The sequence below is a fragment of the Nocardia sp. NPDC058058 genome (assembly GCF_042885355.1).
Taxonomy (GTDB): Bacteria; Actinomycetota; Actinomycetes; order Mycobacteriales; family Mycobacteriaceae; genus Nocardia.
Map to the genome: position 1 here is coordinate 2,866,116 of NZ_JBHVSA010000001.1, position 24,904 is coordinate 2,891,019.

23 protein-coding genes are annotated in these 24,904 nt (G+C 66.4%); 8 read left to right on the forward strand and 15 right to left on the reverse strand.

The annotated features are described in order from the left end of the window. Positions 1–3: 3 nt before the first annotated feature. The 3 genes from ACFVUS_RS13355 to ACFVUS_RS13365 all read right to left on the reverse strand — a co-directional run bounded on the left by ACFVUS_RS13355 (position 4) and on the right by ACFVUS_RS13365 (position 3,370). Entirely contained in the window at positions 4–1,536 is a 1,533-nt protein-coding gene (locus ACFVUS_RS13355) for an ATP-binding protein (RefSeq protein WP_387764693.1), read from the reverse strand. A 131-nt stretch (positions 1,537–1,667) separates the two neighbouring features. Continuing rightward, the gene (locus ACFVUS_RS13360; RefSeq protein ID WP_387764695.1) at positions 1,668–2,606 is read right to left on the reverse strand and encodes a lipase family alpha/beta hydrolase; all 939 of its coding nucleotides are present in this window, start codon (positions 2,604–2,606) and stop codon (positions 1,668–1,670) included. A 131-nt stretch (positions 2,607–2,737) separates the two neighbouring features. Continuing rightward, complete coding sequence (locus ACFVUS_RS13365) at positions 2,738–3,370, reverse strand: TetR/AcrR family transcriptional regulator (RefSeq protein ID WP_387764697.1); 633 nt, start codon at positions 3,368–3,370, stop codon at positions 2,738–2,740. Positions 3,371–3,490: 120 nt separating this feature from the next. Between ACFVUS_RS13365 and ACFVUS_RS13370 the strand changes: the two genes are divergently transcribed. Both ACFVUS_RS13370 and ACFVUS_RS13375 read left to right on the forward strand, forming a co-directional pair. Beyond that, positions 3,491–4,261, forward strand: coding sequence for an SDR family NAD(P)-dependent oxidoreductase (locus tag ACFVUS_RS13370; protein ID WP_387764699.1), 771 nt, complete (start codon positions 3,491–3,493; stop codon positions 4,259–4,261). A 107-nt stretch (positions 4,262–4,368) separates the two neighbouring features. Then, positions 4,369–4,731, forward strand: coding sequence for a hypothetical protein (locus ACFVUS_RS13375; protein ID WP_387764702.1), 363 nt, complete (start codon positions 4,369–4,371; stop codon positions 4,729–4,731). An 87-nt stretch (positions 4,732–4,818) separates the two neighbouring features. Here ACFVUS_RS13375 and ACFVUS_RS13380 read toward each other — a convergent pair whose 3' ends face one another. The 4 genes from ACFVUS_RS13380 to ACFVUS_RS13395 form a co-directional block, all read right to left on the reverse strand. After that, positions 4,819–5,565, reverse strand: a complete 747-nt coding sequence (locus ACFVUS_RS13380) for a short-chain dehydrogenase/reductase (protein WP_387764704.1) — start codon at positions 5,563–5,565, stop codon at positions 4,819–4,821. Positions 5,566–5,589: 24 nt separating this feature from the next. Continuing rightward, on the reverse strand, positions 5,590–6,447 hold the full coding sequence (locus ACFVUS_RS13385; protein WP_387764706.1) for an SDR family oxidoreductase: 858 nt from the start codon (positions 6,445–6,447) through the stop codon (positions 5,590–5,592). A gap of 148 nt (positions 6,448–6,595) precedes the next feature. Then, the gene (locus tag ACFVUS_RS13390) at positions 6,596–7,120 is read right to left on the reverse strand and encodes a PadR family transcriptional regulator (RefSeq protein WP_387764708.1); all 525 of its coding nucleotides are present in this window, start codon (positions 7,118–7,120) and stop codon (positions 6,596–6,598) included. A 61-nt stretch (positions 7,121–7,181) separates the two neighbouring features. Further along, positions 7,182–8,000, reverse strand: a complete 819-nt coding sequence (locus ACFVUS_RS13395; RefSeq protein ID WP_387764710.1) for a TetR/AcrR family transcriptional regulator — start codon at positions 7,998–8,000, stop codon at positions 7,182–7,184. 79 nt (positions 8,001–8,079) lie between these two features. Here ACFVUS_RS13395 and ACFVUS_RS13400 point away from each other — a divergent pair, with 79 nt between their 5' ends. Continuing rightward, positions 8,080–8,760: a hypothetical protein gene (locus ACFVUS_RS13400; RefSeq protein ID WP_387764712.1), complete on the forward strand. Its 681-nt coding sequence runs from the start codon at positions 8,080–8,082 to the stop codon at positions 8,758–8,760. Between the two features lie 3 nt (positions 8,761–8,763). Here ACFVUS_RS13400 and ilvC read toward each other — a convergent pair whose 3' ends face one another. The 3 genes from ilvC to ACFVUS_RS13415 are packed head-to-tail and all read right to left on the reverse strand — an operon-like array spanning position 8,764 to position 12,275. Beyond that, a complete protein-coding gene (ilvC, locus tag ACFVUS_RS13405; RefSeq protein ID WP_364632745.1) occupies positions 8,764–9,765 on the reverse strand; it encodes a ketol-acid reductoisomerase in 1,002 nt (333 codons plus the stop codon). A gap of 57 nt (positions 9,766–9,822) precedes the next feature. Beyond that, positions 9,823–10,326 (reverse strand): acetolactate synthase small subunit, encoded by a 504-nt coding sequence (gene ilvN / locus ACFVUS_RS13410; protein WP_153810031.1) that lies wholly within the window; start codon positions 10,324–10,326, stop codon positions 9,823–9,825. Continuing rightward, the gene (locus ACFVUS_RS13415) at positions 10,323–12,275 is read right to left on the reverse strand and encodes an acetolactate synthase large subunit (RefSeq protein ID WP_387764715.1); all 1,953 of its coding nucleotides are present in this window, start codon (positions 12,273–12,275) and stop codon (positions 10,323–10,325) included. Before ACFVUS_RS13415 ends, ilvN begins: the two co-directional genes overlap by 4 nt. Before the next feature lie 300 nt (positions 12,276–12,575). On the opposite strand from ACFVUS_RS13415, the gene ACFVUS_RS13420 reads away from it, so the two are divergent. The 3 genes from ACFVUS_RS13420 (at position 12,576) to ACFVUS_RS13430 (ending at position 15,719) form a co-directional block, all read left to right on the forward strand. Then, a complete protein-coding gene (locus ACFVUS_RS13420; RefSeq protein ID WP_387764717.1) occupies positions 12,576–13,436 on the forward strand; it encodes a PH domain-containing protein in 861 nt (286 codons plus the stop codon). Between the two features lie 129 nt (positions 13,437–13,565). Further along, positions 13,566–15,407, forward strand: coding sequence for a dihydroxy-acid dehydratase (ilvD, locus tag ACFVUS_RS13425; protein WP_387764719.1), 1,842 nt, complete (start codon positions 13,566–13,568; stop codon positions 15,405–15,407). A gap of 12 nt (positions 15,408–15,419) precedes the next feature. Continuing rightward, positions 15,420–15,719: a hypothetical protein gene (locus ACFVUS_RS13430; RefSeq protein WP_387764721.1), complete on the forward strand. Its 300-nt coding sequence runs from the start codon at positions 15,420–15,422 to the stop codon at positions 15,717–15,719. A gap of 81 nt (positions 15,720–15,800) precedes the next feature. Here the strand turns inward: ACFVUS_RS13430 and ACFVUS_RS13435 are convergent, their stop codons facing one another. After that, positions 15,801–16,742: a DoxX family protein gene (locus ACFVUS_RS13435; protein WP_387764723.1), complete on the reverse strand. Its 942-nt coding sequence runs from the start codon at positions 16,740–16,742 to the stop codon at positions 15,801–15,803. Between the two features lie 135 nt (positions 16,743–16,877). Between ACFVUS_RS13435 and ACFVUS_RS13440 the strand changes: the two genes are divergently transcribed. Continuing rightward, on the forward strand, positions 16,878–18,026 hold the full coding sequence (locus ACFVUS_RS13440; RefSeq protein WP_387764725.1) for a PQQ-dependent sugar dehydrogenase: 1,149 nt from the start codon (positions 16,878–16,880) through the stop codon (positions 18,024–18,026). Between the two features lie 121 nt (positions 18,027–18,147). Here the strand turns inward: ACFVUS_RS13440 and gatB are convergent, their stop codons facing one another. From gatB to ACFVUS_RS13460, 4 genes are read right to left on the reverse strand one after another with little or no spacing between them, the layout of a single operon-like run. Further along, positions 18,148–19,662, reverse strand: coding sequence for an Asp-tRNA(Asn)/Glu-tRNA(Gln) amidotransferase subunit GatB (gene gatB / locus ACFVUS_RS13445; protein WP_387764727.1), 1,515 nt, complete (start codon positions 19,660–19,662; stop codon positions 18,148–18,150). Between the two features lie 14 nt (positions 19,663–19,676). Continuing rightward, a complete protein-coding gene (locus tag ACFVUS_RS13450; RefSeq protein WP_387764729.1) occupies positions 19,677–22,172 on the reverse strand; it encodes an ABC transporter permease in 2,496 nt (831 codons plus the stop codon). Continuing rightward, positions 22,169–22,927: an ABC transporter ATP-binding protein gene (locus ACFVUS_RS13455; protein ID WP_387764731.1), complete on the reverse strand. Its 759-nt coding sequence runs from the start codon at positions 22,925–22,927 to the stop codon at positions 22,169–22,171. Before ACFVUS_RS13455 ends, ACFVUS_RS13450 begins: the two co-directional genes overlap by 4 nt. Positions 22,928–22,980: 53 nt before the next feature. After that, a complete protein-coding gene (locus tag ACFVUS_RS13460) occupies positions 22,981–23,310 on the reverse strand; it encodes a hypothetical protein (RefSeq protein WP_387764733.1) in 330 nt (109 codons plus the stop codon). A 199-nt stretch (positions 23,311–23,509) separates the two neighbouring features. Between ACFVUS_RS13460 and ACFVUS_RS13465 the strand changes: the two genes are divergently transcribed. Then, positions 23,510–24,895 carry a sensor histidine kinase gene (locus tag ACFVUS_RS13465; RefSeq protein ID WP_387764735.1) on the forward strand — a complete coding sequence of 462 codons (1,386 nt, stop codon included), beginning with the start codon at positions 23,510–23,512 and terminating at the stop codon, positions 24,893–24,895. Positions 24,896–24,904: the final 9 nt, after the last annotated feature.

Sequence of the window (24,904 nt, forward strand, 5' to 3'; positions counted from 1 at the left end):
AAGCTATTCCCCATCATCTTGACCGGCCTGCTCCGCCCGCGCCGCCGCGACCAGGATCGATTGCCACAGTGCGAGATTGTCGCGTTCGCGGACGCCGGAGCGTTCGCGTTGGAAGACCTCGTTGAGCATCAGGTAGAGCAGGGATTTGATTATCGGGATGTCGTCGAGGCTGCCGCGGCGGCCGGCGAGGATGGCGGAGCGGTAGCGGAGGTTCAGGAGGATGGTGCGTTCTTCGCGGTCTATGTCGAAGAAGGTGTCGCCGTCGAGGACTTGCCAGCGGACGGTGATGGGGTCTTCGCCGATCAGGTAGGGGAGTTCTTCCGAAATCGCTTCTCGGACAGCGGGTGCTATGCCGGTGCCGGGTGGGATTACCGGTTTGCGTTCGACGCCGGCGCGGCGGCGGGCGTCGCGGTAGCGGCGGTCGGCGGCGGCGAGGTATTCGGGGAAGGCGAGGCCGGATTCGTCGACGGCCGTATCCAGGGCCGTGATGAAATCGGGAGATACCTCTACGCCGTCCTTTTTCACGGTGAGGCGGAAGGTGTCTCCGGTCTGCTCGGGCAATTCCACCGCGACGCGGGCCAGGACCAGTTGCTGTTCCGGCTGCCGGAAGTTGTTCCAGCCGCCCGCCTGCACCAGCCTGTCATTGCGGTACAGATAGAAGCCCTGGGTGTTCTGGAGTGAGCCGATGGCGCGGAATTCGGGCAGGGAGGACCGCGGCGGCCAGATGTGAGCATTCAGTTGCACCGTGCCCACCGCGGGCAGTTCGGCGGTGAAGACGCGCGGGTATTCCGGATCGCCGGTGACGGGGTAGCCGAACGGATCCAGTGGCAGGACACCGAAATCCATGACGACGGTGCCGGTGGCGATATCCTCGACCGCGATGGTGATGTTGAAATCGCCACGGGCCAGGTAGCGATGCAGCTGCAAGCCGAGGTGCATGCCGAGCGCGTTGATCGTGCGCGAGAGATAGCGTTCGGTCTGTTCGGGACCGCCGTTGCGGGGGAAATCCTTCACCCCGTCCCAGCGAATGACCGTGCCCTGCCAGGTGATCGGATTGCCGTGATAGCGGTCGATGAGGGTCTGCGCATACCCGGGTTCGACTATGTCGCACTGGAATCCGGTCTTGGCGCGTTCCATGACCCAGCGGCGGCCGGAGGGACGACTCGTCCGGGTGCGGCTCACCACGGTGACCGCGGCGGCATGACTCAACGATGCCGATTTCAGGCCGGTGCCGAACATGCCGAGGGAACCCGCGCGGTAGTCGCGACGGCCACCGACCGTCATGGCGACATCGAGTTCCTCGTCGGTCATACCGCGGCCGTCATCGATGATGAGCAGGCTGACCAGGCGGTCGTCGTCTCGAAGGAAGTGCACCACAACGTCTTTGGCGCCGGCGTCGATGGAGTTGTCGACGAGGTCGGCGATGGCGGCCTCGAAGCCGTAGCCCTGGCTGGTGAGGGCTTCCATATAGCGCGGGTCCGGCGGAAGGGTCTTGGTTCCCGCAACGGGAACATCGAACTTCCACTCTTCCGCCATGACCCACCCCTGCACGAACGACGATAACCGGAGGACTATAGCGAATGATCTGTCCGCAACATCACGGCGTTACGTGCCAGATCACCGCCCGGATATGCCAATTCGGCGTCGAATAGCCGAGCTCACATGATTCAGATGTAGGGCGACGGGGACGGGGCGCAGGGGACTTCGGTTTGAGTGCCGAAGGTGTTGAGCATGAGGGCGGCGACCGTGGGGTCGACCGAAACGCTGTTGTGGCCTGCGAAATTCACGGGGCAGACGTCCTGGAGGACGATATTGGTGGCGTTGGGGGCCTCGCGGACGCCGCTGGTGTACGGGACGACTTCGGTGTCGGCTCGGGTTACCAGGTTGGTGTAGTGGACGTTCGGGGCGTAGACGCCCGCGGCTTGCAGGTTGTGGATGAAGTCGGAGACGGGGAGCATGTCGACGCAGCCCTGGCAGATGGGGCGCAGGGCGGCGAAGACTTCGGGGGCCACGTTGAGACCGTAGGCGGCGTTGACGATGGGGTCGGCGGCGTGGGTGCCCGCCCAGATGGGGACCAGGTTGAAGGATTGGTCGACCACCTCGTTGCCGCCGTCGAAGAGGAGGTAGTTGGCGGCTACCAGGGTGCCTTCGGACCAGGTGAGGAGGTTGACCTTCTGAGCGCCGGTCTGCTGTAGGACCTGGTTGACGAAGTCGCGTAATTCCTTGCTGGACTGGGGAATCGGCTCGAGGCCGCCCGCGCCCGCGATGAGGCCGCCCTGGCCGGGGTAGATGCCGTAGGTGACGGAGTAGACGCAGTAACCGTTGTTGTGCAGCAGGGGGGACATGGCGGGCCAGCCCGCGCCGTTGCCCGCGATGCCGTGCACCAGGACCACCGGTTCGGGGTGGGCGGCGGTGGGGACGCAGGTCCAGTCGTTGCCGCCCGGCGGGGTGAAGGGTGCCTTGGCGGTGTTGGCGTCGATGAACCACTGCGCCACCGAATAGTTGACCGGAAGTTGCTCGGGTTCGGCGGAGGCGGTGCCCGCGGTGATGAGCAGGGCTACCGCCGCTGCTACGGAAAGACTGATACGACTACAGATTCGATGCAACTGATTCCTCCGCGGGTCGGCACGCATGGTAGGTAGCCAGAAGGTCGCTCGGCGTACCTTAGCGGGCGCGAATGCGAGGAATGGGGACGAAACGCCGAGCGGGTCGGCGAACGAAGACCGGTGCCCGAGCGCTACAGGCCCGCGCCCAATGCGCGAATGCAGCGGACCACCAATGCAGCGGGGGTCGATTCCCCGGCCGCTGCCGACGCACCGACGCTCCCGGTTCCATCGGCAATCGCCCACTGCTCCAACGCGATTCGAATCGCTCCGGCAGCGGCGGCGGCGAGCAGGCGCAGTCGCACCGGATCCGCGTCCGGCCCGGCCAATTCAGCCAGGGCACAGCGTAATTCGCGCTCACCCTCCATATTGATGCGATGCCAGACCGCGCGCAGCGCCGGATCGGTCTCCATGGCGCGCAGCAGGCCGCGGGTGAGCTCGAAGTCCTCCCCCACTTCGACGGTCACCGCCTGCACCGCGGCGACTTCGAGTTCATCCAGGGTCGGCAGACGGTGCGGGCCGGTCGAGATCGCCTCGATCCAGCGTTGCGCGCCGGTGGTGAGCATGGGCTCGACCGCGTCTTCCTTGGTGCGCGCGTAGCGGTAGAACGTGCGCAGGCCGATGCCCGCCTCGGCGGCGATGCGATCGGCGGTGACCTCGGCGGTGCCGTGTTCGGCGAACAGGCGCGCGGCGATGCGGGCGATATCCAGGCGCGTTTCGGCCTTGCGGCGCTCGGCCAGGGTGGGGCGCTGCTCGGCTACGGGCATGGGGTGTCCTTCGGTCGGATGGTTCACATCCTAGTCTCCGGATGCCGTTCTGGCACGACATGCCACATAGGCGTAGCGTGTCAACTACGGGGGATCGAGACGTTAGAGGAGAAGTTCGCAATGGAGCGTTTCACCGATCGCCGAGTACTCATCACCGGCGCGGGCTCGGGTATCGGCCGGGCCACCGTGCATCGCGTGCTCAATGAGGGCGGGCGGGTCGTCGCGGCCGATGTCAACGAGGCCGGGCTCGCAGAGACCGTCAAGCAGGCCGCCGAGCAGGGCAATGCCGACCGGCTCAGCACCGTCACCGTCGATATCGGCAATGAGGATTCGGTGCGGGCGGGTGTCGCCACCGCGCTGGAGAATCTGGGCGGGCTGGACGCGCTGATCAATGCCGCCGGAATCCTGCGGTCCGCGCATACCCACGAAATGCCGCTGGCCGATTTCACCAAGATCATCACCGTGAATTTGACCGGCACCTTCCTGATGATTCGCGAGGCGCTGCCCGCGCTGCTCGCCTCGGATAAGGGCGTCATCGTCAACTTCACGTCGACCTCGGCCTTCTTCGCGCATCCTTACATGTCCGCGTACGCGGCGTCCAAGGGCGGCATCATGTCCATGACGCACGCGCTCGCCGCCGAATACAGCAAGCAGGGCCTGCGCGTGGTCGCCGTCGCGCCGGGCTCGATTTCGAGCGATATGACCGACGGTCGCGGCCCGGGCCTGCCCGCCGACGCAGATCTGAGCCTGTTCATGAAGCTGGCACCGGGCATCGGCCAGGGCTTCGCGTCGCCGGATACCGTTGCGGGCGTGGTGGCCATGCTGGCCTCCGATGACGGCGCGTTCATCACCGGCACCGAAATCCGCATCGACGGCGGCACGCACTACTGACCGGCTCGGGGAAAAGTCATCCCCGAGGCGTAGCCGCACCCTGAATTCTCACCGAACTCCTTTGAAGTCATATCTTTTCAGCACCCGAGTTCGGCACAGTGAACGATATGAGCTCGCCGAGAAACAATTCCGCACGACGGATGATCGCCCGGGTGGCCGTGGCCGGGGCGATCGTCGCGATTCCCCTTGCCACGGTTGCGGTTCCGGCCATGGCGGACACCACCGCCGGACCGGACGTCACCGAAATCAACCGGCCGCACCACAACGACCGCGATGATTGGAACAATCCCTGGGACCGGAACAACCCGTGGGATCGCACCAACCCGTGGGATCGCAATAATCCCTGGGACCGCAACGATTGGCGCGATCACCGCAATGGGTGGGACAGCCGCGATCAGTGGAATCGCGGACACGATCCACTGCGATCGCTGCTGCGGCAGTGGCTTCCGACCGGATCGTTCGGGAGTTAATGCTCCCCTTGGGAAAGCGCGGCCCGGCATCGGTTGGGATGCCGGGCCGCCGCGTGTCCGGGGACCGGCGCGCATGCTCACCGCCGTTCAGGCCGCGCTGAGCCCGCCGTCCACGGTGAGAATCGTTCCCGAGGTGTACGCGGAGCGATCCGAGGCGAGAAATGCCGCGGCGTACGCGATTTCGCGCGGCTCCGCCGGGCGGGCGAAGGGAAAATCGGCCGCCATGGCACGGAATCGAGCACTCGAGTCGATCAGTTTCGTGATGCGTTCGGTCGCGACCGGACCCGGATTGATGCCGACCACTCGAATACCGTCGCGCCAGCTGCGACCACCCAGCGCGCGAGTGAAGGCCATGAGCGCGGCATTGCCGGTGCTGCCGGCTATGTACTCGAAGTCGGGGCGCTCCCCCGCCGCGCCGATGTCATTGACGATGACGCCTCGACCCCGCTCTTTCATGCGCTCGTAGATCAGCCGGGTCAGTCCGATATAGCCGAAGACCTTGAGCTCCCAGCCGTGCCGCCAGGCGGTATCGTCCACGGCCGCAAGGGATCCGGCGGGAATATCACCCGCGTTGTTGATCAGGATGTGCGGGCCGTCGGTCACCTCGGCGAGGCGTTCGATATCGGCGTGAACGCGCAGATCGACGCGATGGGTGTCGATGCGCACGCCGTGATCGGCGCGCAGACGGTCGGCGATAGCGTCGAGTTTCTCTTTGCCGCGCGCGGCGAGATGCAGGTGGCAGCCTTCGGCTGCGAAGACCTCGGCCATGGCCGCTCCTATGCCCGCCGAGGCTCCGGTGATGAGCGCGGTGCGCCCGGAGAGTCCCAAATCCATTGTTCGGCTTCCTCTTTCGATCGGTCAGTGGGCGGCTTGGATTCCGGAGACGCCCAGGGCGCGGGCGATCAGGCGGTCCCGCAGCCGCGGGGAGAGACGGCTCAGCCAAACAGCTTGGCGCGCATCCGATCCCGCCGTGTAGTACGGCTTCGGAGCACGGGACTCGACCGCCTTGACGATCGCGGCCACCGCGATATCGACCGGGGCGAAGCGCTGGGCGGCCATCACCTTGTCGAGGGCGATGAGCTGCTGTTCATAGAGCGCCACCGTGCGCGGATCCGCCTCCGCTCGCGCTTCCCGCGCCGCAGCGCCGGACTTGGCGAAGATCTCCGTTCGCATCGCACCGGGCTGGATGACCGACACCGGAATCTCCCAGGGCGTCAACTCGACTCGCAACGCGTCCGAAAACGATTCCAGCGCAGCTTTACTCGCGGCGATCGGCCCGAGGAACGGCAGCGATACACGCGCGCTGGCGGCGCTGATATTGATGATCCGCCCACCACCGGCGCGCAGCAGCGGCAGGAAGGCCTGGATCATCTGCACCGGGCCACCGACATTGACTTGGAATTGACGGCGCAGTTCGGCGGCCGGGACCAGTTCGACCGGGCCCTGTACCAGGACTCCGGCATTGTTGATCAGCGCGTACAAGCCTGCGCCGACTTGACGTTTCGCCACCTCGTCGACGGCTGCGGCAATGCTGTCCGGGTCGGTGACATCGACGCGGATTTGGGTGATACCGGTGACGTCCAGCTCCGGAGTCGCGGTACGCACCCCGGCATAGACGTGAAAACCCTTGTCGGCCAATGTGATCGCGGCCGCTTTGCCGATACCGTCGGTGGCTCCAGTGATCAGGACTGTACGAACGGAACTATTCGTTGCCATGGTGATCCTCGGGATCGAATCGTTGAATGGCACCCTCCAGGTGCATGCCCCAGAGTACATGTCCCTTGGGACATGTCAATGGGAACAGCTCAACCACGATGAGCCGAAAACGGCTGCCGCCCTATCGATTACCGCGAACTACCAGCGCTTACCGCTTGTTCTCCTCGCGCGCCCACTCCGCCCATTCGGCCAGCGCGTCGTACAGCCGGATACCGGCCTCGATGGAAATCCGCTTGGAGCGATTGTGCGGTTCGGTCCCGAAATCCCCGCGATCCTTGGCCGCCGCCAGCTCGCGGTACATGGCCGCGGTATCGCTGAAGAACTTCTCCTCCTGCTCCAGATGCCGATCCAGATCCTCGGAATCCATGAGCCAGAAGAAGAATGAGCGCAGCAGCGGTTCGACGCGCAGGGTGTGGTCGACATCCTCCTCGGTGAGCCAGCGCCGCACCTCGGCCAGACCGGTCGCGGTAATGCGATACGACTTGCGGCCGCGCGCGCCCTCGCTCTCCAACTCGATCAGACCGCCGTCGAGCAGGCGCGCCAATTCCGCGTAGATCTTCGGATGCCGCGCGGGCCACACCGGACCCAGCGCCTCCTGGAACCGCTGCGCCAGGTCGTATCCGCTCGCCGGACCCTCGGCGAGCAATCCCAGCAAACCGTGCCGCAACGACATCGAACAGCCTCTCCTCGCACCTGCACCCATCATCACACGCGCGGCGACGCCGCTCGCACGCTCAGCGTTCGACGGCTGCCGCCACCCCGTCGAGCACCAGGTCCAGGCCGAACGCGAAGTCCTGATCGGCGGATTCGGGTGCGTCCGGAACAGATTCGAAGAGTCCGGAGCCGAGCAGCGCGGTGACATCGGGAAAGCGGTCGGCGTCGACGACCGCGGTCAGCTCGCGCACGTACCGCCGAAGCGCCTGCCGCTCATCGACATTCGCCGCTCCACGACTCTCGGCCAACTGCCGATCGAGCGTGAACGCCTGCCGCACATACCCGCCGACCACCGTGATCACACCGATCTTGGCGGCCCAGTCCAGCCCGGTCCCCCGCAGGGCTCGCAATCCGGCATCCATCCAGGCGAGGGCATTCGGCCCGCGCGGCGGTCCCGTCACCGGTAACTGCGCCAGCCATGGGCGGCGGCGGAAGACCTCCGACTGCGCCACGGCCCACGCGCGGAGCGCGGGACGCCATGCCGGAGAGGCAGATTCGGGCACCCGCATCACCGTGCCGCCCGTCACGGAGTGCGTATTCGGCTCCGCGGTCACCTTCGACGTGGACGAGCCACCCGGCGCGGGTCCCATCGCCGCATCGGCCATCAGCCCGATCAACTCGTCCTTCGAGCCGATGTGCCGATACAGCGACATCGGCGTCACCGCTAACGCTGCCGCGATCTTGGGCAGCGTCGCGGCGGCCAGCCCACCCTCGTCGGCCAATCGCACCGCGGTGTCGACGACTCGGTCGATATCGAGTTCGGCCGGTCGCCCCAGCCTGGGTCCGGTCCGCAGTCGCCACAGTCGCGCCAGGTCGTCGGGCATTTTCGGCTCGGGCATGCCTCGGGCTTCCTCCTCTTCGAGTCTGCCGCCGAGATTAGCATAGCCCTTATAGTATAAGTCTTATACTATCGCTGGCATGGATACCGACCTGCTGCGCAGAGTGACCGGAACGGCCGCCATCATCGGGGCCGCGCTCACCCTGATCGAAATACCGCTGTACTTCATCTACGACGGCCCACCGCCGGACTGGAATGTGCTGACCCGCAGCCTCTTCGGGCTCGCGGGCATCACCACGCTGATCATCTTCTTCACCGGCTTCGGCTACCTGGTGAAACGCGCACTCCCCGAAGCGGATTGGATCGCAGGGATCGCCGTCAATGCCGGACTCATCTGGCTCACGGTGGCTTTGGTCTCCACCGGCCTCGAGGTCGGCGCGGTCATCCAGGCCCCCGACCCCATCGACCCGACCATCACGGTCAGCGGCACCTACATCCTGTACGGCACCATCTCGCGCTTGCTCGAGGCACTCATGTTCTGCGCCTTCGGTTTCGCCGTGCGCCGCACCGGACTACTCCCCCGCTGGACCGCGACCACGGCCTTCGCCCTCAGCCTGATCAACCTGGCCTTCGTCCCGTCCATGTTCTTCGGGAACACGCCCGCGAACTTCTACGCCGCCAACGGCTGGGGCACCACCGCCACCCTCGGCGGTTTCACCATGATCTGGTTGCTGGCCGTGGGCATCACCACGGTCAGAGGAACGACAACGGCCCGGCACCCCCGAAAGGTGCCGGGCCGTATCAGCGCCGAAAGCGCCTGAGACTTAGGCGGTCTCGGTGATGGGGCGGTCGACCCAGCTCATCAGGCCGCGCAGCTTGGCGCCGGTGACCTCGATGGGGTGCTCGGCGTTGGCCTTGCGCAGGCCCTCGAGCTCGGTGTTGCCGTTCTCGACGTTGGCGACCAGGCGCTTGACGAAGGTGCCGTCCTGGATGTCGGACAGGATCGCCTTCATGCGCTCCTTGGTGCCGGCGTCGATGACGCGCGGGCCCGACAGGTAGCCACCGAATTCGGCGGTGTCCGAGACCGAGTAGTTCATGCGGGCGATGCCACCCTCGTACATGAGGTCGACGATCAGCTTGAGCTCGTGCAGCACCTCGAAGTACGCCATCTCGGGCGCGTAGCCGGCCTCGACCATGACCTCGAAGCCGGTCTTGACCAGCTCTTCGGTACCACCGCAGAGCACGGCCTGCTCACCGAACAGGTCGGTCTCGGTCTCTTCCTTGAAGGTGGTCTTGATGACACCGGCGCGCGCGCCGCCGATGGCCTTGGCGTAGGACAGCGCCAGCGCCTGGCCGTCACCCTTCGGGTCCTGATCGACGGCGATCAGAGCCGGAACGCCCTTGCCGTCGACGTACTGACGACGCACCAGGTGGCCCGGGCCCTTCGGGGCGACCATGGCGACGGTGACGTTGGCCGGAGCCTTGATCAGACCGAAGTGGATGTTCAGGCCGTGGCCGAAGAACAGCGCGTCGCCGTCCTTGAGGTTGGGCTCGATGTCATTGGTGAAGATGGACGCCTGCGCGGTATCGGGCGCGAGCACCATGATCACGTCGGCCCATTCGGAGACCTCGGCGGGGGTGCCGACGGTCAGACCGGCCTCTTCGGCCTTCGGGCGGGACTTGGAACCCTCGGTCAGGCCGACGCGGACGTCGACGCCGGAGTCGCGCAGGCTCAGCGAGTGGGCGTGGCCCTGGCTGCCGTAGCCGATGACCGCGACCTTCTTGCCCTGGATGATCGACAGGTCAGCGTCGTCGTCGTAGAACATCTCGACTGCCACTTTGGGTTTCTCCTTCTGGTTCTGTGTCTAAGAGTGTTGGTGGTACTAGCGAGTCGCGGTGATGGACTTGGGTCCACGTCCGACCGCGACAACTCCGGACTGCACGATCTCACGGATGCCGTAGGGCTCCATCATGCGCAGCAGCGCGTCGAGCTTGGAGCGCGTGCCGGTGGCCTCGATGGTCAGGGCGTCGGGAGACACGTCGATCACCTTGGCGCGGAACAGGTTCACCGCCTCGATGACCTGGGTGCGCACGCTGGCATCGGCGCGCACCTTCACCAGGATCAGTTCGCGGGCAACGGAACTGTCGTCGTCCTGCTCCACGATCTTGATGACGTTCACCAGCTTGTTGAGCTGCTTGGTGACCTGCTCGAGCGGCAGATCCTCAACCGTCACAACGATTGTCATGCGCGAGATCTCGGGGATCTCGGTGCCGCCGACCGCGAGCGACTCGATATTGAAGCCGCGGCGGGAGAACAGGCTGGCGACACGCGCGAGCACGCCGGGCTTGTCCTCCACCAGCACGGAGAGGGTGTGGGTCGTGCTCATTCCTCGGAACCCTTCTGGGCGGCCTTGTCGTGGGCGGTCAGCGTGGCCTTCTCATGCGACATGGCCTCGTGGATGACGGCGGGCTCGTCCACGGCCTCATCGTCATCGAACAGCGGGCGGATGCCGCGCGCGGCCATGATCTCGTCATTGGAGGTGCCGGCGGCGACCATCGGCCACACCTGCGCGTCCTTGCCGACGATGAAATCGATCACCACGGGACGGTCGTTGATGGACTGCGCCTCGCGGATCGCGGCCTCGACGTCCTCTTCCTTCTCCACGCGAATGCCGTGGCAGCCCAGGGCTTCCGCGAGCTTCACGAAGTCCGGGATGCGCAGGGTGTGCGTGCCCAGATCGGTGTTGGAGTAGCGCTTCTCGTAGAACAGTGTCTGCCACTGACGGACCATGCCGAGGTTGCCGTTGTTGATCAGCGCGACCTTGATCGGCACGCCCTCGACGGCGCAGGTGGCGAGTTCCTGATTGGTCATCTGGAAGCAGCCGTCACCGTCGATGGCCCAGACCTCGCGGTCCGGCATGCCCATCTTGGCGCCCATGGCGGCGGGCACCGAGTAGCCCATGGTGCCCAGGCCACCGGAGTTCAGCCAGGTGCGCGGCTTCTCGTACTTGATGAACTGGGCGGCCCACATCTGATGCTGGCCGACGCCCGCGCAGTAGATGGCGTCCGGACCGGCGAGCTGACCCAGCTTCTCGATCACGAATTCCGGGGACAGCGAGCCGTCGCTCGGGGTCTTCCAGCCCAGCGGGTACTGATCGCGCACGCCGGACAGGTACTTCCACCAGTCGCCGAGCTCCAGCAGCGGGGTGCCGGTGGCGGCCGGATCGGCCTTGAGGGTTTCGATCAGCTCGGCGATGACCTCGCGGCAGTCGCCGACGATCGGGACGTCCGCGTGCCGGTTCTTACCGATCTCGGCCGGGTCGATATCGGCGTGGATGACCTTGGCATTGGGTGCGAAGGAATCCAGCTGACCGGTGACGCGGTCGTCGAAACGCGCGCCGAGGGTGATCAGCAGATCCGACTTCTGCAGCGCAGCAACGGCTCCCACGGTGCCGTGCATACCGGGCATACCCATGTTCAGGGTGTGCGTGTCGGGGAACGCGCCGCGGGCCATCAGCGTGGTGACGACCGGGATGCCGGTCAGCTCGGCCAGCTCCAGCAGCTCCGCAGACGCGTCGGCCTTGATGACGCCGCCGCCGACGTAGAGCACGGGGGCCTTGGCCTCCATGATCATGCGGGCGGCTTCACGCACCTGCTTACCGTGCGGCTTGGTCACCGGACGGTAGCCGGGCAGCCGCATCTCCGGCGGCCAGCTGAAGGTGGTCTGGGCCTGGAGCACATCCTTGGGGATGTCGACCAGGACCGCGCCCGGGCGGCCGGAGGCGGCGAGGTAGAACGCCTCGGCCAGCATGCGCGGGATATCGATCGGGTCGGTGACCAGGAAGTTGTGCTTGGTGCACGCCATGGTGATGCCGGAGATATCGGCTTCCTGGAAGGCATCGGTGCCGATCAGGCTGCGCCCGACCTGGCCGGTGATGGCCACCAGCGGCACCGAATCCATCTGGGCGTCCGCGATCGGGGTCACCAGGTTGGTCGCGCCGGGACCGGATGTGGCCATACACACACCGACCTTGCCGGTTGCCTGGGCGTAGCCGGTGGCCGCGTGGCCGCCGCCCTGCTCATGGCGGACCAGCACGTGGCGGACCTTGACCGAATCGAACAGCGGGTCGTAAACGGGGAGAATCGCGCCGCCCGGAATACCGAATACCGTGTCGACGCCGAGCTCCTCGAGGGAGCGGACAACGGACTGCGCGCCGGTGACCCGCTCGGGCGGGACCTGGCGGCGGTTCGGAGTGGTGGCCGGAGCCGCGGCCGCGGAGGCCGAAGGCGCGGGCCGTCGGGCCGAGGGCCCGGGTCGGGCGGTAGGTGCGCTCACCGTCTGGATTCCTTACTGCTCTGTCGTTCGGAGTTCATGGACTTGCCTGAACACAAAAAAGCCCTCGACAGCCGGGGCTGTTCGAGGGTGGCGCGTCGCAGCTGCGAGCTGACGTAATTGACTCTATAGTCGTCGGCTCAGCGCTGGACGCGCCGGCCGATTACGAGCAACTCGATTCGATTCACGCGCTCGACGGTATGCGCGCATGAGCCGCGGAGTCAAACATCTGACCATGTGTGTCTCATTATGTGAGACATAGCGGTTGTTCGGGTTAGTTCAACACAATGCGAGGATGGGGGTGTGTCATCACCGCATCAGTCCGTGCCACCGGCACAATCGTCCCACACCCCCGACCCCGGATCGGACACGGGTCCGATCCCGCAGGTCCGCTTCCGCAGTGACTGGCTGTGGTTGCCGGGAGTCCTCATCGCACCGCTGATCGTCGTGCTCCCGCTCTGGCTACTCAGGTTGCAGACCGACCTGACCAGCGAGGGAGTGGAAACTCGGGGACTGACGCGCACGCGCAAGGTGCCGTGGTCGAAGGTTGCCGGAGTTGGGATTCCGGGGTTCGGCCGGGTGCATCTGCACACCACCGACGGCGCGGACATCCCGCTGCCGGGCGTCGATTTCGCGCGGTTGCGGGCGCTCGTGCTCGGCGGACTCGGGCGCATTCCGGTCCCGAGCGTGCGGGTGATCGGACTGACTCGGCTCGCGCATATCGCGGTGTTCATGGTGCTGATGGGTGTGATTTTCCCGTTCTCCGGGATGCCGAAGGTGCTGTGGGTGCTGTTCGCGATTCCGATCGCGATGGCGGTGTGGATCGAGCGCACGCGCACCAAGGTCTCGGCCGATGGGCTGGAATTGCGGACCCTGTTCTCCACCCGGCATATCGATTGGGAAGAGGTGAAGGGGCTGCGGATTCCCAAGCGCGGCTTCCTGCAGGTGCATCTGGCCGATGACTCGGATGTGAGTTTGCCCGCTGTCAGTTATGACCGGTTGCGCGATTTGGTCGAGGCATCGGACGGGCGCATCCCGGATCCGTTCATCGAACCGGAGGACGCGGACGAGATCGAAGCGGTTGCGGCCGAGGCGAAAGCGCGCGCCGCGAAGTCCGGATCGGGCGAATCCCAGCCCGATGAAAGCGACAACCCGGGCAACTGACGGCGTGTTGGGGTGCGAGGTTTCGGGCGCTGACGGGGATCGATTCGTGCGGGAGTAACGTTGGAACACGCCGAAAGTTATTCGGCGTAGTCGCCGATCAGCCCCCTGCGACGAGAACCCGAGGACCCAATGCCACCGCTTCGCTCACGCACCACCACCGTCGGACGCAATGCCGCGGGCGCTCGCTCGCTCTGGCGCGCGACCGGCCTCACCGACTCCGATTTCGGTAAGCCGATTGTCGCGATCGCGAACTCGTATACGCAGTTCGTACCCGGCCACGTGCACCTCAAGGATGTCGGCGAGATCGTGGCCGAGGCGGTTCGCGCGGCGGGCGGCGTACCGCGCGAATTCCACACCATCGCGGTCGATGACGGCATCGCCATGGGTCACGGCGGCATGCTGTACTCGCTGCCCTCGCGCGAGATCATCGCCGACTCGGTCGAGTACATGGCCAATGCGCACACCGCCGACGCGCTGGTCTGTATCTCCAACTGCGACAAGATCACTCCCGGCATGTTGAACGCCGCCATGCGGCTGAACATCCCCGCCGTGTTCGTATCCGGCGGTCCGATGGAGGCCGGTAAGGCCGTGGTCGTGGGCGGTGTGGCGCAGGCGCCGACCGATCTCATCACCGCCATCTCCGCCAGTGCCTCCCCCAATGTCACCGATGACGGGCTCTCCGAGGTCGAGCGGTCGGCCTGCCCGACCTGCGGCTCCTGCTCGGGCATGTTCACCGCCAACTCGATGAACTGCCTCACCGAGGCGCTGGGACTCTCGATGCCCGGCAACGGTTCCACCCTGGCCACACATTCGGCTCGCCGCGCGCTGTTCGAGAAGGCCGGACGGGTCATCGTCGATATCGCCAACCGCTGGTACCGCGATGACGACGCCTCGGTGCTGCCGCGAAATGTGGCCAATGTCAAGGCATTCCACAACGCCATGGCCCTCGACGTGGCCATGGGCGGTTCCACCAACACCGTGCTGCACACCCTCGCCGCGGCGCAGGAGGGTGAGATCGACTTCGATCTGCAGACCATCGACGAGATCTCGCGCCGGGTGCCCTGCCTGTCCAAGGTGTCGCCGAACTCGGATTACCACATGGAGGATGTGCACCGCGCCGGTGGCATTCCCGCCATCCTCGGTGAGCTGCGCCGTGCGGGCCTGCTCGAAACCGAGGTGTCCACGGTGCACACCAAGTCGTTCGACGAATGGCTGGACACCTGGGATATCCGCTCCGGCAAGGCATCCGAGGAAGCGGTCGAGCTGTTCCACGCCGCGCCCGGCGGCGTGCGCACCGTCGTGCCGTTCTCCACCGACAACCGCTGGTCCTCGCTGGACACCGATGCCGAGGGCGGCTGCATCCGCGATCTCGCGCACGCCTACACCGTCGAGGGCGGGCTGTGCGTGCTGCGCGGCAATATCGCGCCCGACGGCGCGATCCTCAAGACCGCGGGCATCGATGAGGATCTGTTCACCTTCGAGGGTCCGGCCGTGGTGGTCGAATCCCAGGAGGACGCGGTCTCCAAGATCCTGAACAAGGAGATCCAGCCCGGCGATGTGATCGTCGTGCGCTACGAGGGCCCCTCGGGCGGTCCGGGCATGCAGGAGATGCTGCACCCCACCTCCTTCCTCAAGGGCCTGGGCCTGGGCAAGGTGTGCGCGCTCATCACCGACGGCCGGTTCTCCGGTGGCACATCGGGCCTGTCCATCGGCCATGTTTCACCCGAGGCGGCCAGCGGCGGCGCCATCGGCCTGATCGAGAACGGCGACCGGATTCACATCGATGTGCACACGCGTGCTCTCGAATTGCTGGTACCCGATGAAGTTCTCGCCGAGCGACGCGTGAAAATGGAAGCGTCCGAACGGCCTTGGCAGCCCGTGAACCGCGAGCGCCCGGTCACCACCGCGTTGCGGGCATACGCCGCGCTGGCGACCTCGGCAGACAAGGGCGCTGTGCGGCGGGTGCCGTAAGAAAGAGCAGGAATGACAATCGAATACGTCGGCAAAGCCGACACGATGCTGGCCGCGTACTCCTCGATGCTGGAGCGTTGCGATGCCCGCAACGCCCAGGCCAAGGCGCTACTCGCCGAGGCCGACGAGCTGAACGCCCAGTCCCGTGAACTCGCCAACCAGGAGTTCATGGCGAGCCCGGCCGAGGCCGCGAATATCGCGGCCCACCGGGCGCTGTTGAACGACCAGATCGACGACAAGTCCAATCAGGTGATGCGCCTGCACCAGGAGACTTTCGAAGAATGGGAACGCTTCAACGCCACGCAGTGGTAGCGGTCCGCGCATAGCGAACGGCCCGGGCAATCCGATGGGATCGCCCGGGCCGCTTGCTGTTTCGAGTCGCCGCCGCGCGGATCAGAAGGGGCCGACGCCCTCCAGCGGGTTGCCACCGTGCAGATAGATGTAGGTCAGGATCGCGGCGGCGATGGCGGCGATCAGGGCGGCCAGCGAGCCGAGGAACGGGCGGGTGGCCCAGCCGCGGCCGCGATCGAAGGACAACCGGCCCGGACCGGTGAGGATGATGGCCGCCGCGGCTCCGGCGAGAATGGATTCGGTTTCCACCGAGACCTTTTCGGCCTTGTACTGGAATCCCGGAGCCATGCCCTGCTTCCACAGCCAGGCGTCGATGATCACCGCGAGGACAGCGCCCGCGGCCAACGGCGTGGCCAGACCCAGCGCCACCAGGATGCCGCCGCCGAGTTCGCCCGCGATGAGCATGGGAGCGGCGATATCGACGTGCTTCCAGCCGCCGTTCTCCATGGCGGTGCGGATGCCGTCGTAGCCGGGGCCGTTGAACCAGCCCGCCGCCTTCTGCAGGCCGTGGTAGACGAAGGTGCCGCCGACCACCAGGCGCAGTAGCAGCAGGCCGAGATCCAGGGTGCCGCGGCGTTCGTCACCGCGACGGCGAATGCGGGTGGTGGGTTCGGTGCCGCCGTTGGGGGCGGGCGGGATGCTCGCGAAGGCGTAGGCCGGCGTGGACTCGGCGGCGGGTACGGCGGTGCTCGCGCCGGTGATCGCCTCCTTCATCTCCGCGTACAGCGGGACTTCGGGATCGAGGCCCAATTCCTCATCGGTGCGCGGCGGTTCCTTCCGCAGATCCGCTTTCGGCGTCGGCGCGCCGTTCTGGTCCAGCCGCACGGTCGGGTCCGAGCCGAGGTCCGCGTGCACCGCGGCGGTGGAGAATTGCTCGGTCGGCGAATCGAATGGGGAGCGCACCGGTTCACCCACCGGCCTTGGCGTTTCGGGCGCGGTACTGCCCGGCGCGGCGGCAGCGGGCTCGGTCGGCTTGTCGGTCACGCGGCCAGACTATTCGGCAACCGGGCTCGACACACGGCTGTCGGCGGGCGTGTCCACTGTCCAGTTCCGATGACGGCCACAACCGAGGCGACCCCGTTCGCGCATTCGCGCCGGGTTTTCCGTAACGTCTCAACCATGAGTTTGGTTGCCGCGGGCCGGTTCGGGGTGGGCGCACGGAGAATCGTGGTGGGCGTACTGGCGGGCACCCTGGTGTTCTCCGGGTGCGCCCGGTTCGATGATCGCGCCTCCACCCCGTTCACCACCGAGCCGAACTGGCAGGATGCCGAGCAGGGCACCACGAAGCCGAATCCGCCGAGCAGTACGGCCAAGCGTCCGGCCGCGCCGTGTGTGGATCCGGATCCGCTGGTGGTGGTGTCCTGCCTGGATACCACGGGCGGTCTGGTGACGCTGCCGGATGGCGCGAGCGCGCTGGTGGGTGAGCGCACCACGGGCCGCATTCTCAAGGTGGTCGCCACCGATGAGGGGATGCCGCCCGCGCCGATCGAGGTGGCGCGCCTGGATGTGGACTCCTCCGGTGACGGCGGTCTGACCGCACTCGCCCTGTCCCCCAGCTATTCCGAAGACGGACTCATCTACGCGTACATCACCACCGGCGGCGACAACCGCGTGGTCCGCATCTCCTCGGACGGCGGCGCCCCCAAGCCCATCCTGACCGGAATCCCGAAGGGCCCCACCGGAAATCGCGGTTCCCTCGAATTCCACACTTCGGACCGCATGCTGGTGCTGACCGGCGACACCGGAAACCCGAACGCCGCCAACGACAACGGCTCCATGGCCGGAAAGCTGTTGAGCGTCAACTCCCCCGCCCCCGGCGCGACCGCCGACGTGGTGCTCGCCGGAATCGGCGTAGCGGGCGGCGTCTGCTCGGACCACCAGGACTCCATCTGGGTCACCGACCGCACCGCCACCGAAGACCGCCTCCAGCGCATCGGCCCCGACGGCACCGCCATCAAGGCTTGGAGCTGGCCCGACCACCCCGGCGTAGCCAACTGCGCCGCCGCCACCGACGGCGTAGCCATAGCCCTAACCAACCAAAAAGCCATGGCAATAGCCAAGGCCGACAAGGACACCCACGCCGTAACCGCCGCCCCCTCCCTCTTCGCCCAAGACAAATACGGCCGCCTCGACGGCGCCGCCATAGGCGGCGACGGCAACATCTGGTCCTCCACCGTCAACAAAACCGACGGCCAACCCAACCAATACGACGACCGCGTCGTCCGCATCCCACCCCCGTCCAACGGCCAGGGCTCCGGACCGGACTAGACCCTCGACGGTGTGCGCATCTCCGGGTGCGCACACTCTCCTGCTCGGGTGAGCAGCACCGCGACCCGCGAAAAGCAATGGCGCACGGCAGGATTGCCGTGCGCCATTTGTGTTGCGGTGGTTATTCGGAGACGCCGCAGGCGGCGAGGACGAGTTCGCGGACTCGGGCGGCGTCGGCTTGGCCTCGGGTGGCTTTCATGACGTCGCCTACTACCTTGCCGGCGGCTTGGATTTTGCCGGAGCGGATCTTGTCGGCGATGGCGGGGTTGGCTTCGAGGGCCTTGTCCACTTCGGCTTGGAGGGCGGAGTCGTCGCTGACCATGCCGAGGCCCTTGGCTTCGACGATGGCGGCGGGTTCGCCTTCGCCGGCGAGGACGAAGTCGACTACCTGCTTGGCTACCTTGTTGTTGATGGTTTTGGCTTCGACCAGGGCGGCGACCTCGGCTACCTGCTTGGGGGTGATGGGGAGGTCTTCGAGGGCTACCTCGCGCTCCTTGGCCTTTTCGGTGAGGTAGGCGACCCACCAGGAGCGGGCGGCGTCCACCGAGGCGCCGGCGTCGACGGTGGCGATGATGAGGTCCAGGGCGCCGGCGTTGACCAGGTCGCGGAAGACCTCGTCGGACAGGGCCCAGTCGGACTGGATGCGGGCGCGGCGCAGCCACGGGTATTCGGGGATGGTGCCGCGCAGCTGCTCGACCCAGGCGGCGTCCGGTGCGACCGGCTCGAGGTCCGGTTCGGGGAAGTAGCGGTAGTCCTCGGCGGATTCCTTCGGGCGGCCGGAGGAGGTGGTGCCGTCGGTTTCGTGGAAGTGCCTGGTTTCCATGGTGATCGAGCCACCGGAGGCCAATACCGCTGCCTGGCGGCGCATTTCGAAGCGGACCGCGACCTCGACGCTCTTGAGCGAGTTCACGTTCTTGGTTTCGGTGCGGGTGCCGAATTCCTTGGCGCCCTTGGGCATCAGCGAAACGTTGGCATCGCAGCGCAGCGAACCCTGTTCCATCTTCACATCGGAGACGTCGAGGGATTTGAGCACCTCGCGCAGCGCGGTGACGTAGGCGCGCGCCACCTCGGGCGCGCGTTCGCCCGCACCCTCGATGGTCTTGGTGACGATCTCGATGAGCGGTACGCCCGCGCGGTTGTAGTCCAGCAGCGAATGCGAGGCGCCGTGGATGCGTCCGGTCGCGCCACCCATATGGGTGGACTTGCCGGTGTCCTCCTCCATATGCGCGCGCTCGATCTCGACCCGGAACACTTCGCCGTCATCGAGGATCACATCGAGGTAGCCATTGGTGGCGATGGGCTCGTCGTACTGGCTGATCTGGTAGTTCTTCGGCTGATCCGGGTAGAAGTAGTTCTTGCGCGCGAACCGCCCCCACGGGGTGATCGAGCAGTTCAACGCCAGCCCGATCCGAATGGCCGACTCGACGGCCTTCTCGTTCACCACCGGCAGGGAGCCCGGCAGGCCCAAACACACCGGGCACACCTGGGTATTGGGTTCCGCGCCGAATTCGGTGGGGCAGCCGCAGAACATCTTCGTCGCGGTCCCCAGCTCGACATGCACCTCCATACCCAGCACCGGCTCGTACCGGCTGATGACGTCGGTGTAGTCCATCAAGTCGACCGTGGCTGCGCTCATGGCGTCCATCCTATTCAGTCGACGGCGAGCGCCTCGACGATGGGCAGGCGGGCCGCACGCAGCGCGGGTGGTATCGACCCGAGCAGCGCCAGGATCAGGGCGATGACCGCGTAGATCACGAGCAGGATGCTCGGTTGGTAGTGGATGTCGATGGAGATGGCACGGCTCAGCGCCACGGTCGCCAGATAGTGCACGGCCGATCCGACCGCCAGACCCAGTGCGGCCCCGGTCACGCCGATGCCGACCGCTTCGGTGAGCACCGTCCGCAACAGGAATCGGCGACTGGTCCCCATGGCGCGCAGCACCCCCAATTCGCGGCGGCGTTCCAGCACCGAGAGCATCAGGGTGTTGAGCAGCGCGACCGTCGCCACCAGCACGACGATCCAGAGAATGGCGGCACTGATGGACGAGCCCTGCCGAACACTGCTGGCGATGGCGTCGACCGCGGATCTGCCGGTGGCCACGTGGAAGTCCGCGGGAACAACGGCCCGAATGGCATCCAGCACCGCGGCGTGATCCGCGCCCGGGGCGAAGTCGACGCCGATGATGGTTTCACCGGGCCGCTGATACCACTGGCGCAGAATGTTCAAGTCCAGCACCACAATTCCGGCGATCGCCGAGAAGTACGGCACGATGCGCAACACCGTGACGTGGTGGATCCCGGTCGGTGTGGGCAGATCGAGCCCGGAGCCCTCGTGCACATCCAGCGACCGAGCCACATCCCGGGAGATGACCACACCTTCACCGGCGGCCATGCGCGCCAGATCCCGTTCGGAGGTCCCGTCCAGCGCGGAGCTGCGAGCCACGCCGCCTTCGTACCCCTGGAGCATCACACGCCCGCGCCCGAGCGTAGCGAAAGCCATTTGCGCCGAACCACTCTCGCCGACGCCCGGAATGGCGCGGATCTTCTCTTTCAGATCCGCGGGCAGAATGGGCCCGGTCGGGAATTGCTCCATCGCGGTGGCGCTGACGAAAATATCGGTGCGGCCCAGACTTTCGAAGGTGGCGGCCGCCGCGTCGACCATATTGCGCGAGGCATTGCCCATGGCGACGGTCGCGCACACGCCGATCATCACGGTCATGGCGGTGGCCCATACGCGACGCGGCGACCGTTCCAGGGTGGTCGCGCCCAATGCCCCGGGCGCACCGAAAAGCCTTGCCACCGAGGCGATCACGCGCACGATCGGCCCGGTCGCGGCGAAACAGAGCACGACCGCGCCGGTGATCGCCAGCGAGATGGCGGCCAGCGAGTATCGGCCGATATCGGCATTGGCGATGACGACCGCGCCACCCACCATGATCGCACCCAGTACCAGCGCACCGTATTTCATGATCGGGTTCACCACGTCCGCGGTGGAACTGCCGACCGGTGCGAGCGCCTCGATGGGCGCGACCTTGTAGACCTGCCGCGCCGCGATGGCGGCCGCGGCCACACTCGCCAGCACGCAGGCCGCGATGGCGACCGGAATGGCATAGCCCGGCACCACGTATTCGGTCCGTGCCTCGACCGATTGCACGATGGCCGCGGGTAGTTTGTCGATGGCCGCGCGCCCCATGAAGATGCCGATGATCGATCCGCTGATCCCGCCGAACAGTCCGAGGATGGCGGCCTCGACCAGTAGCCCGAGCACCATGGGCCCGCGTTTGCCGCCGATGGCGCGCAACAGCGACAGCGTCGGACGCCGTTGCGCCACAGCCATACTCATGGCGTTGTAGATCAGGAACGCGGACACGATGAGTGCCGAGGCCGAGGAGGCCAGCGTCGAATACCGCACCAGCTGCACCGATCCGCCCGCCTGCGCGGTGCGCAGATCGGGATCGGCGACCACGGCGCGACCGGCGACCACCTGGGTGAGCGTCGAACGCAGTTGTTCCACATCGGTATTCGCGGCGGGAATGATCTGCACCGAATCCAGTCGCCCGGCACGGTCGGTGATCTTCTGCGCCACCGGCAGCAGCGCGATGACGATATGCCCGTCATTGAGTTTCTTGGACGCCGAATCATCCAGTACCCCGGCCACGGTGGCGGTGAGCGCCCCGAGCTGGATGCGATCGCCCTCCTTATGCCCCATCGCGGAACCGATGAGCACACCGTTGGAGACGGTCAGCAGCTTGCTCGCCTGATCCTTCAGTGGCCCGCCGAGATCGCTGCCGAGCTCGGACACGCTGGCGTCCGCGCCGACCAGCAGCGCCCGGGTATCGCCCGCGCCGACCGATTGACGCAGCATCGGCACCGCCGTCCCCACCCCGGCGGTACCCCGAATCTGTTGCAGCAGCGCCTGATCGAATCCGGCGTCGGTGACGCCGCTGATCTCCAGCGCCGCATTGCCGCCGAGGCTGTGCGTGAGTTTGTCCACCGATCCGGTGATCGATCCGGAGATGCTGAAGACCGAAACCAGCAGTCCGGCCGAGACTCCCATCACCACCATGGACATGGTGGTGCGGCCGCGGTGGGCGAAGAGTTCGCCGATATTGAACAGCCGCAGCCGATCCCAGACCGCCTGGATCATGCGCGCACCCCGGCGTCATCGGCGTCGGCGGCCGGTGCGGTGGTCACCGGAACGGTGCGCACTTCACCGTCGTCGGTGCGCTCCACCCGTTCGGTGGAGCCGATCAGCCCGTCCCGCAACGTGATAACGCGGTCGCAGTACCGCACCGCGCCCATATCGTGGGTCACCATCACCACCGAATTGCCTTCCCGGGTGATGTCACCGAGCAATTGCAGAATCGCCGCGCCGGTCTTGGAGTCCAGGTTGCCGGTGGGCTCGTCGGCCAGGATCAGCGGCGGGTCCATGATCAGGGCGCGCGCCACCGCGACGCGCTGCATCTGACCGCCGGAGAGTTCGGCGGGCCGGTGTTCGGCGCGTTCGCCGAGCCCGACCATATCGAGCAGTTCCAGCGCGCGCGGCTTGGCCTTGCGAAGTCCGGTGCCGTCCAGCAGTTTCGGGATGGCCACGTTCTCCCAGGCCGACAGGGTCGGCAGCAGATTGAAGAACTGGAAGATGAATCCGACCTGATGGCGGCGGAATTCGGATTGCCGATCGTCGTCCAGGTCGCCGATCTCCTTGTCCCGGAACCGAATCGATCCGGTATCGGGTGAGTCGAGCGCCCCGAGCAGGTGCAGCAGCGTGGATTTGCCCGATCCGGAAGGACCGATGATGGCGGTGAACTCTCCCGGTTCGATGCGCAGGCTGATGCCGTCCAGCGCGCGCACGGTTTGCCCGCCCACCCGGTATTCCTTTGTCACGTCGGTCAATTCCAGCATGGTGCGTCCCCTCGTAGATCAGCGTGCGGTAGTGCGTCGAGCCCGTGGCAGGCTCAGCGTGCCAGCGCCCGCGTCCGCGGGCGCTGGTAGAGCTGGTCGGTGTCGTAGGCGTCCAGGACCGCGCGCAGGGCGGGTTGTTCGGCGGAGAGCTCGAGGAATATCTCGACCGCCGACTTGCCTTCCGCCAGTGCGTGATCCAGTTTCACCGAGAGATGGTTCTCCCAGCGATGCCGCAGTGCGAGCAATACTCCCTCGCGACCGCCGAACAACCGGTCGAGTTCGGGAATATCGTCGAATAGCCTGGCATCTGCGGGGTTTCGCGCGGCGCGGTCCAGGATGGTGTGCAGGATGTCGGTGCGAGCGTGCTGATCTGCCCAGGTCATGGCCCCCAACCTTTCGTGGAAGGTGCTCCCGTCACGGCCCGGCCGGAGCGGCGGCGGACCGGTATGACCGAGAACGCTACGGAGGCGAGCCTGTGCTGTCTTCGTGCCGCGGCAGCGACTTGGCCTCCTACCCCGGTAGGAGCACGGCCCCTGCCCGCGAACGATGTACGCCGTCAGATTCGGCCATTAGCCTTGCAGAATGAACGTGACCGACGCCACCCCCAGCGCGATCGGGCGTGCGCTGCGGGATTTTCAGGCCTGGGTACGGGACAGCGGACACCGGATCCGGGAGTTCGCGCGGCATCCGGTGACCGAGTTCCAGCGCAATGCGGAGCAGTTCGGCTATCCGGCCAATATCGTCGCGCTCATCGATCTGGTGCTGTTCGCGGTGGCGGGTCTGGCCGTGTTCCAGCGCTATCACCAGGGGTATTGGCCGAGTCTGCTGCCGATTCTGGGCCTGCTGCTGAGTTACAGCACCGGTCCGCTGTACGCGTTCTTCGGGCTGGTGCCGAAACCGCTGTTGATCGCGGGCCTGACCATGTCCTCCGAGGCGGTGTTCCTGTCCCAGCCGGTGCCGACCGATTCCGCGCCGTTCGTGCTGATCGCGGCCGCCGGGGAGATCGCGGCGCTGGCGCCGATGATCGCGAGCATCCCGCTGGCGCTGGCCATGGTCGCGGAATTGATGTTCTTCTCCTCCATCGGGCATCTCGATATCGGCATGCCGATCTGGTTCTTCGCGGTGACCTGCGGCTGGATGACCGGGCAGATGCTGAACTATCAGCGCCGCTACCTCTATCAGGAACGCGATTACCAGGAGATCCGGGCGACTCAGGCCGCCGATGAGGAGCGCCGCCGCATCGCCCGCGAGGTGCACGATGTGATCGCGCATTCGCTGAGCATCACGCTGCTGCACGTCACCGCCGCCCGGCATGCGCTGCAAACCGATCGCGATGTGGATGACGCGGTGGAGGCGCTCACCGATGCCGAGCGCCTCGGCCGCCAGGCCATGGCCGATATCCGCCGCACGGTCGGACTGCTGGATCAGCGGCCCGCCTCGCAGACCCCGGAGCCGGGGCTGGAGGATGTGCCCGATCTGGTGGCCGATTTCGTGCGGGCGGGGATGCCGGTGGAATACGTCCTGGACGGCGATCCCTCGAATATCTCGGCCGGAGTCGGCTTGGCGCTCTATCGGATCAGTCAGGAATCACTGGCGAATATCGCCAAGCACGCCCCCGGTGCGGCCGCTCGTTTGCGAATCACACTGTCCAGCAGGGATATCAGGGTGGAAGTGATCAATACCCTGCCCACCGGCGTGGCGCTGCGCCCCGGCCGCGGTATGGGCATATCCGGTATGCGCCAGCGTATTTCGTTACTCGGCGGCACCCTCACCGCCGGGCGGGTGGATGACGGCTGGCGGGTGTACGCCCAGATTCCGATGACCAACCAGCTGGCGTGCATGGCGGTCAGCGCCGAGGATTCGCTGCGCGGCGCCCTGCAGTCGATGGCGCGCAAACTGCACGATCGGCCGAATCCCATGGTCGCCAAGGAAATTCAGGAGAGTGCGCGTGACATCGCAGCCGGATGAACAACTCGT

Coding starts and splice junctions, on each gene's coding strand:
- ACFVUS_RS13355 (WP_387764693.1), bottom strand. CDS start 1,536: ATGGCGGAAGAGTGGAAGTTCGATGTTCCCGTTGCGGGAACCAAGACC.
- ACFVUS_RS13365 (WP_387764697.1), bottom strand. CDS start 3,370: ATGCCCGTAGCCGAGCAGCGCCCCACCCTGGCCGAGCGCCGCAAGGCC.
- ACFVUS_RS13370 (WP_387764699.1), top strand. CDS start 3,491: ATGGAGCGTTTCACCGATCGCCGAGTACTCATCACCGGCGCGGGCTCG.
- ACFVUS_RS13375 (WP_387764702.1), top strand. CDS start 4,369: ATGAGCTCGCCGAGAAACAATTCCGCACGACGGATGATCGCCCGGGTG.
- ACFVUS_RS13380 (WP_387764704.1), bottom strand. CDS start 5,565: ATGGATTTGGGACTCTCCGGGCGCACCGCGCTCATCACCGGAGCCTCG.
- ACFVUS_RS13385 (WP_387764706.1), bottom strand. CDS start 6,447: ATGGCAACGAATAGTTCCGTTCGTACAGTCCTGATCACTGGAGCCACC.
- ACFVUS_RS13390 (WP_387764708.1), bottom strand. CDS start 7,120: ATGTCGTTGCGGCACGGTTTGCTGGGATTGCTCGCCGAGGGTCCGGCG.
- ACFVUS_RS13395 (WP_387764710.1), bottom strand. CDS start 8,000: ATGCCCGAGCCGAAAATGCCCGACGACCTGGCGCGACTGTGGCGACTG.
- ACFVUS_RS13400 (WP_387764712.1), top strand. CDS start 8,080: ATGGATACCGACCTGCTGCGCAGAGTGACCGGAACGGCCGCCATCATC.
- ilvC (WP_364632745.1), bottom strand. CDS start 9,765: ATGTTCTACGACGACGACGCTGACCTGTCGATCATCCAGGGCAAGAAG.
- ilvN (WP_153810031.1), bottom strand. CDS start 10,326: ATGAGCACGACCCACACCCTCTCCGTGCTGGTGGAGGACAAGCCCGGC.
- ilvD (WP_387764719.1), top strand. CDS start 13,566: ATGCCACCGCTTCGCTCACGCACCACCACCGTCGGACGCAATGCCGCG.
- ACFVUS_RS13430 (WP_387764721.1), top strand. CDS start 15,420: ATGACAATCGAATACGTCGGCAAAGCCGACACGATGCTGGCCGCGTAC.
- ACFVUS_RS13440 (WP_387764725.1), top strand. CDS start 16,878: ATGAGTTTGGTTGCCGCGGGCCGGTTCGGGGTGGGCGCACGGAGAATC.
- gatB (WP_387764727.1), bottom strand. CDS start 19,662: ATGAGCGCAGCCACGGTCGACTTGATGGACTACACCGACGTCATCAGC.
- ACFVUS_RS13450 (WP_387764729.1), bottom strand. CDS start 22,172: ATGATCCAGGCGGTCTGGGATCGGCTGCGGCTGTTCAATATCGGCGAA.
- ACFVUS_RS13455 (WP_387764731.1), bottom strand. CDS start 22,927: ATGCTGGAATTGACCGACGTGACAAAGGAATACCGGGTGGGCGGGCAA.
- ACFVUS_RS13460 (WP_387764733.1), bottom strand. CDS start 23,310: ATGACCTGGGCAGATCAGCACGCTCGCACCGACATCCTGCACACCATC.
- ACFVUS_RS13465 (WP_387764735.1), top strand. CDS start 23,510: ATGAACGTGACCGACGCCACCCCCAGCGCGATCGGGCGTGCGCTGCGG.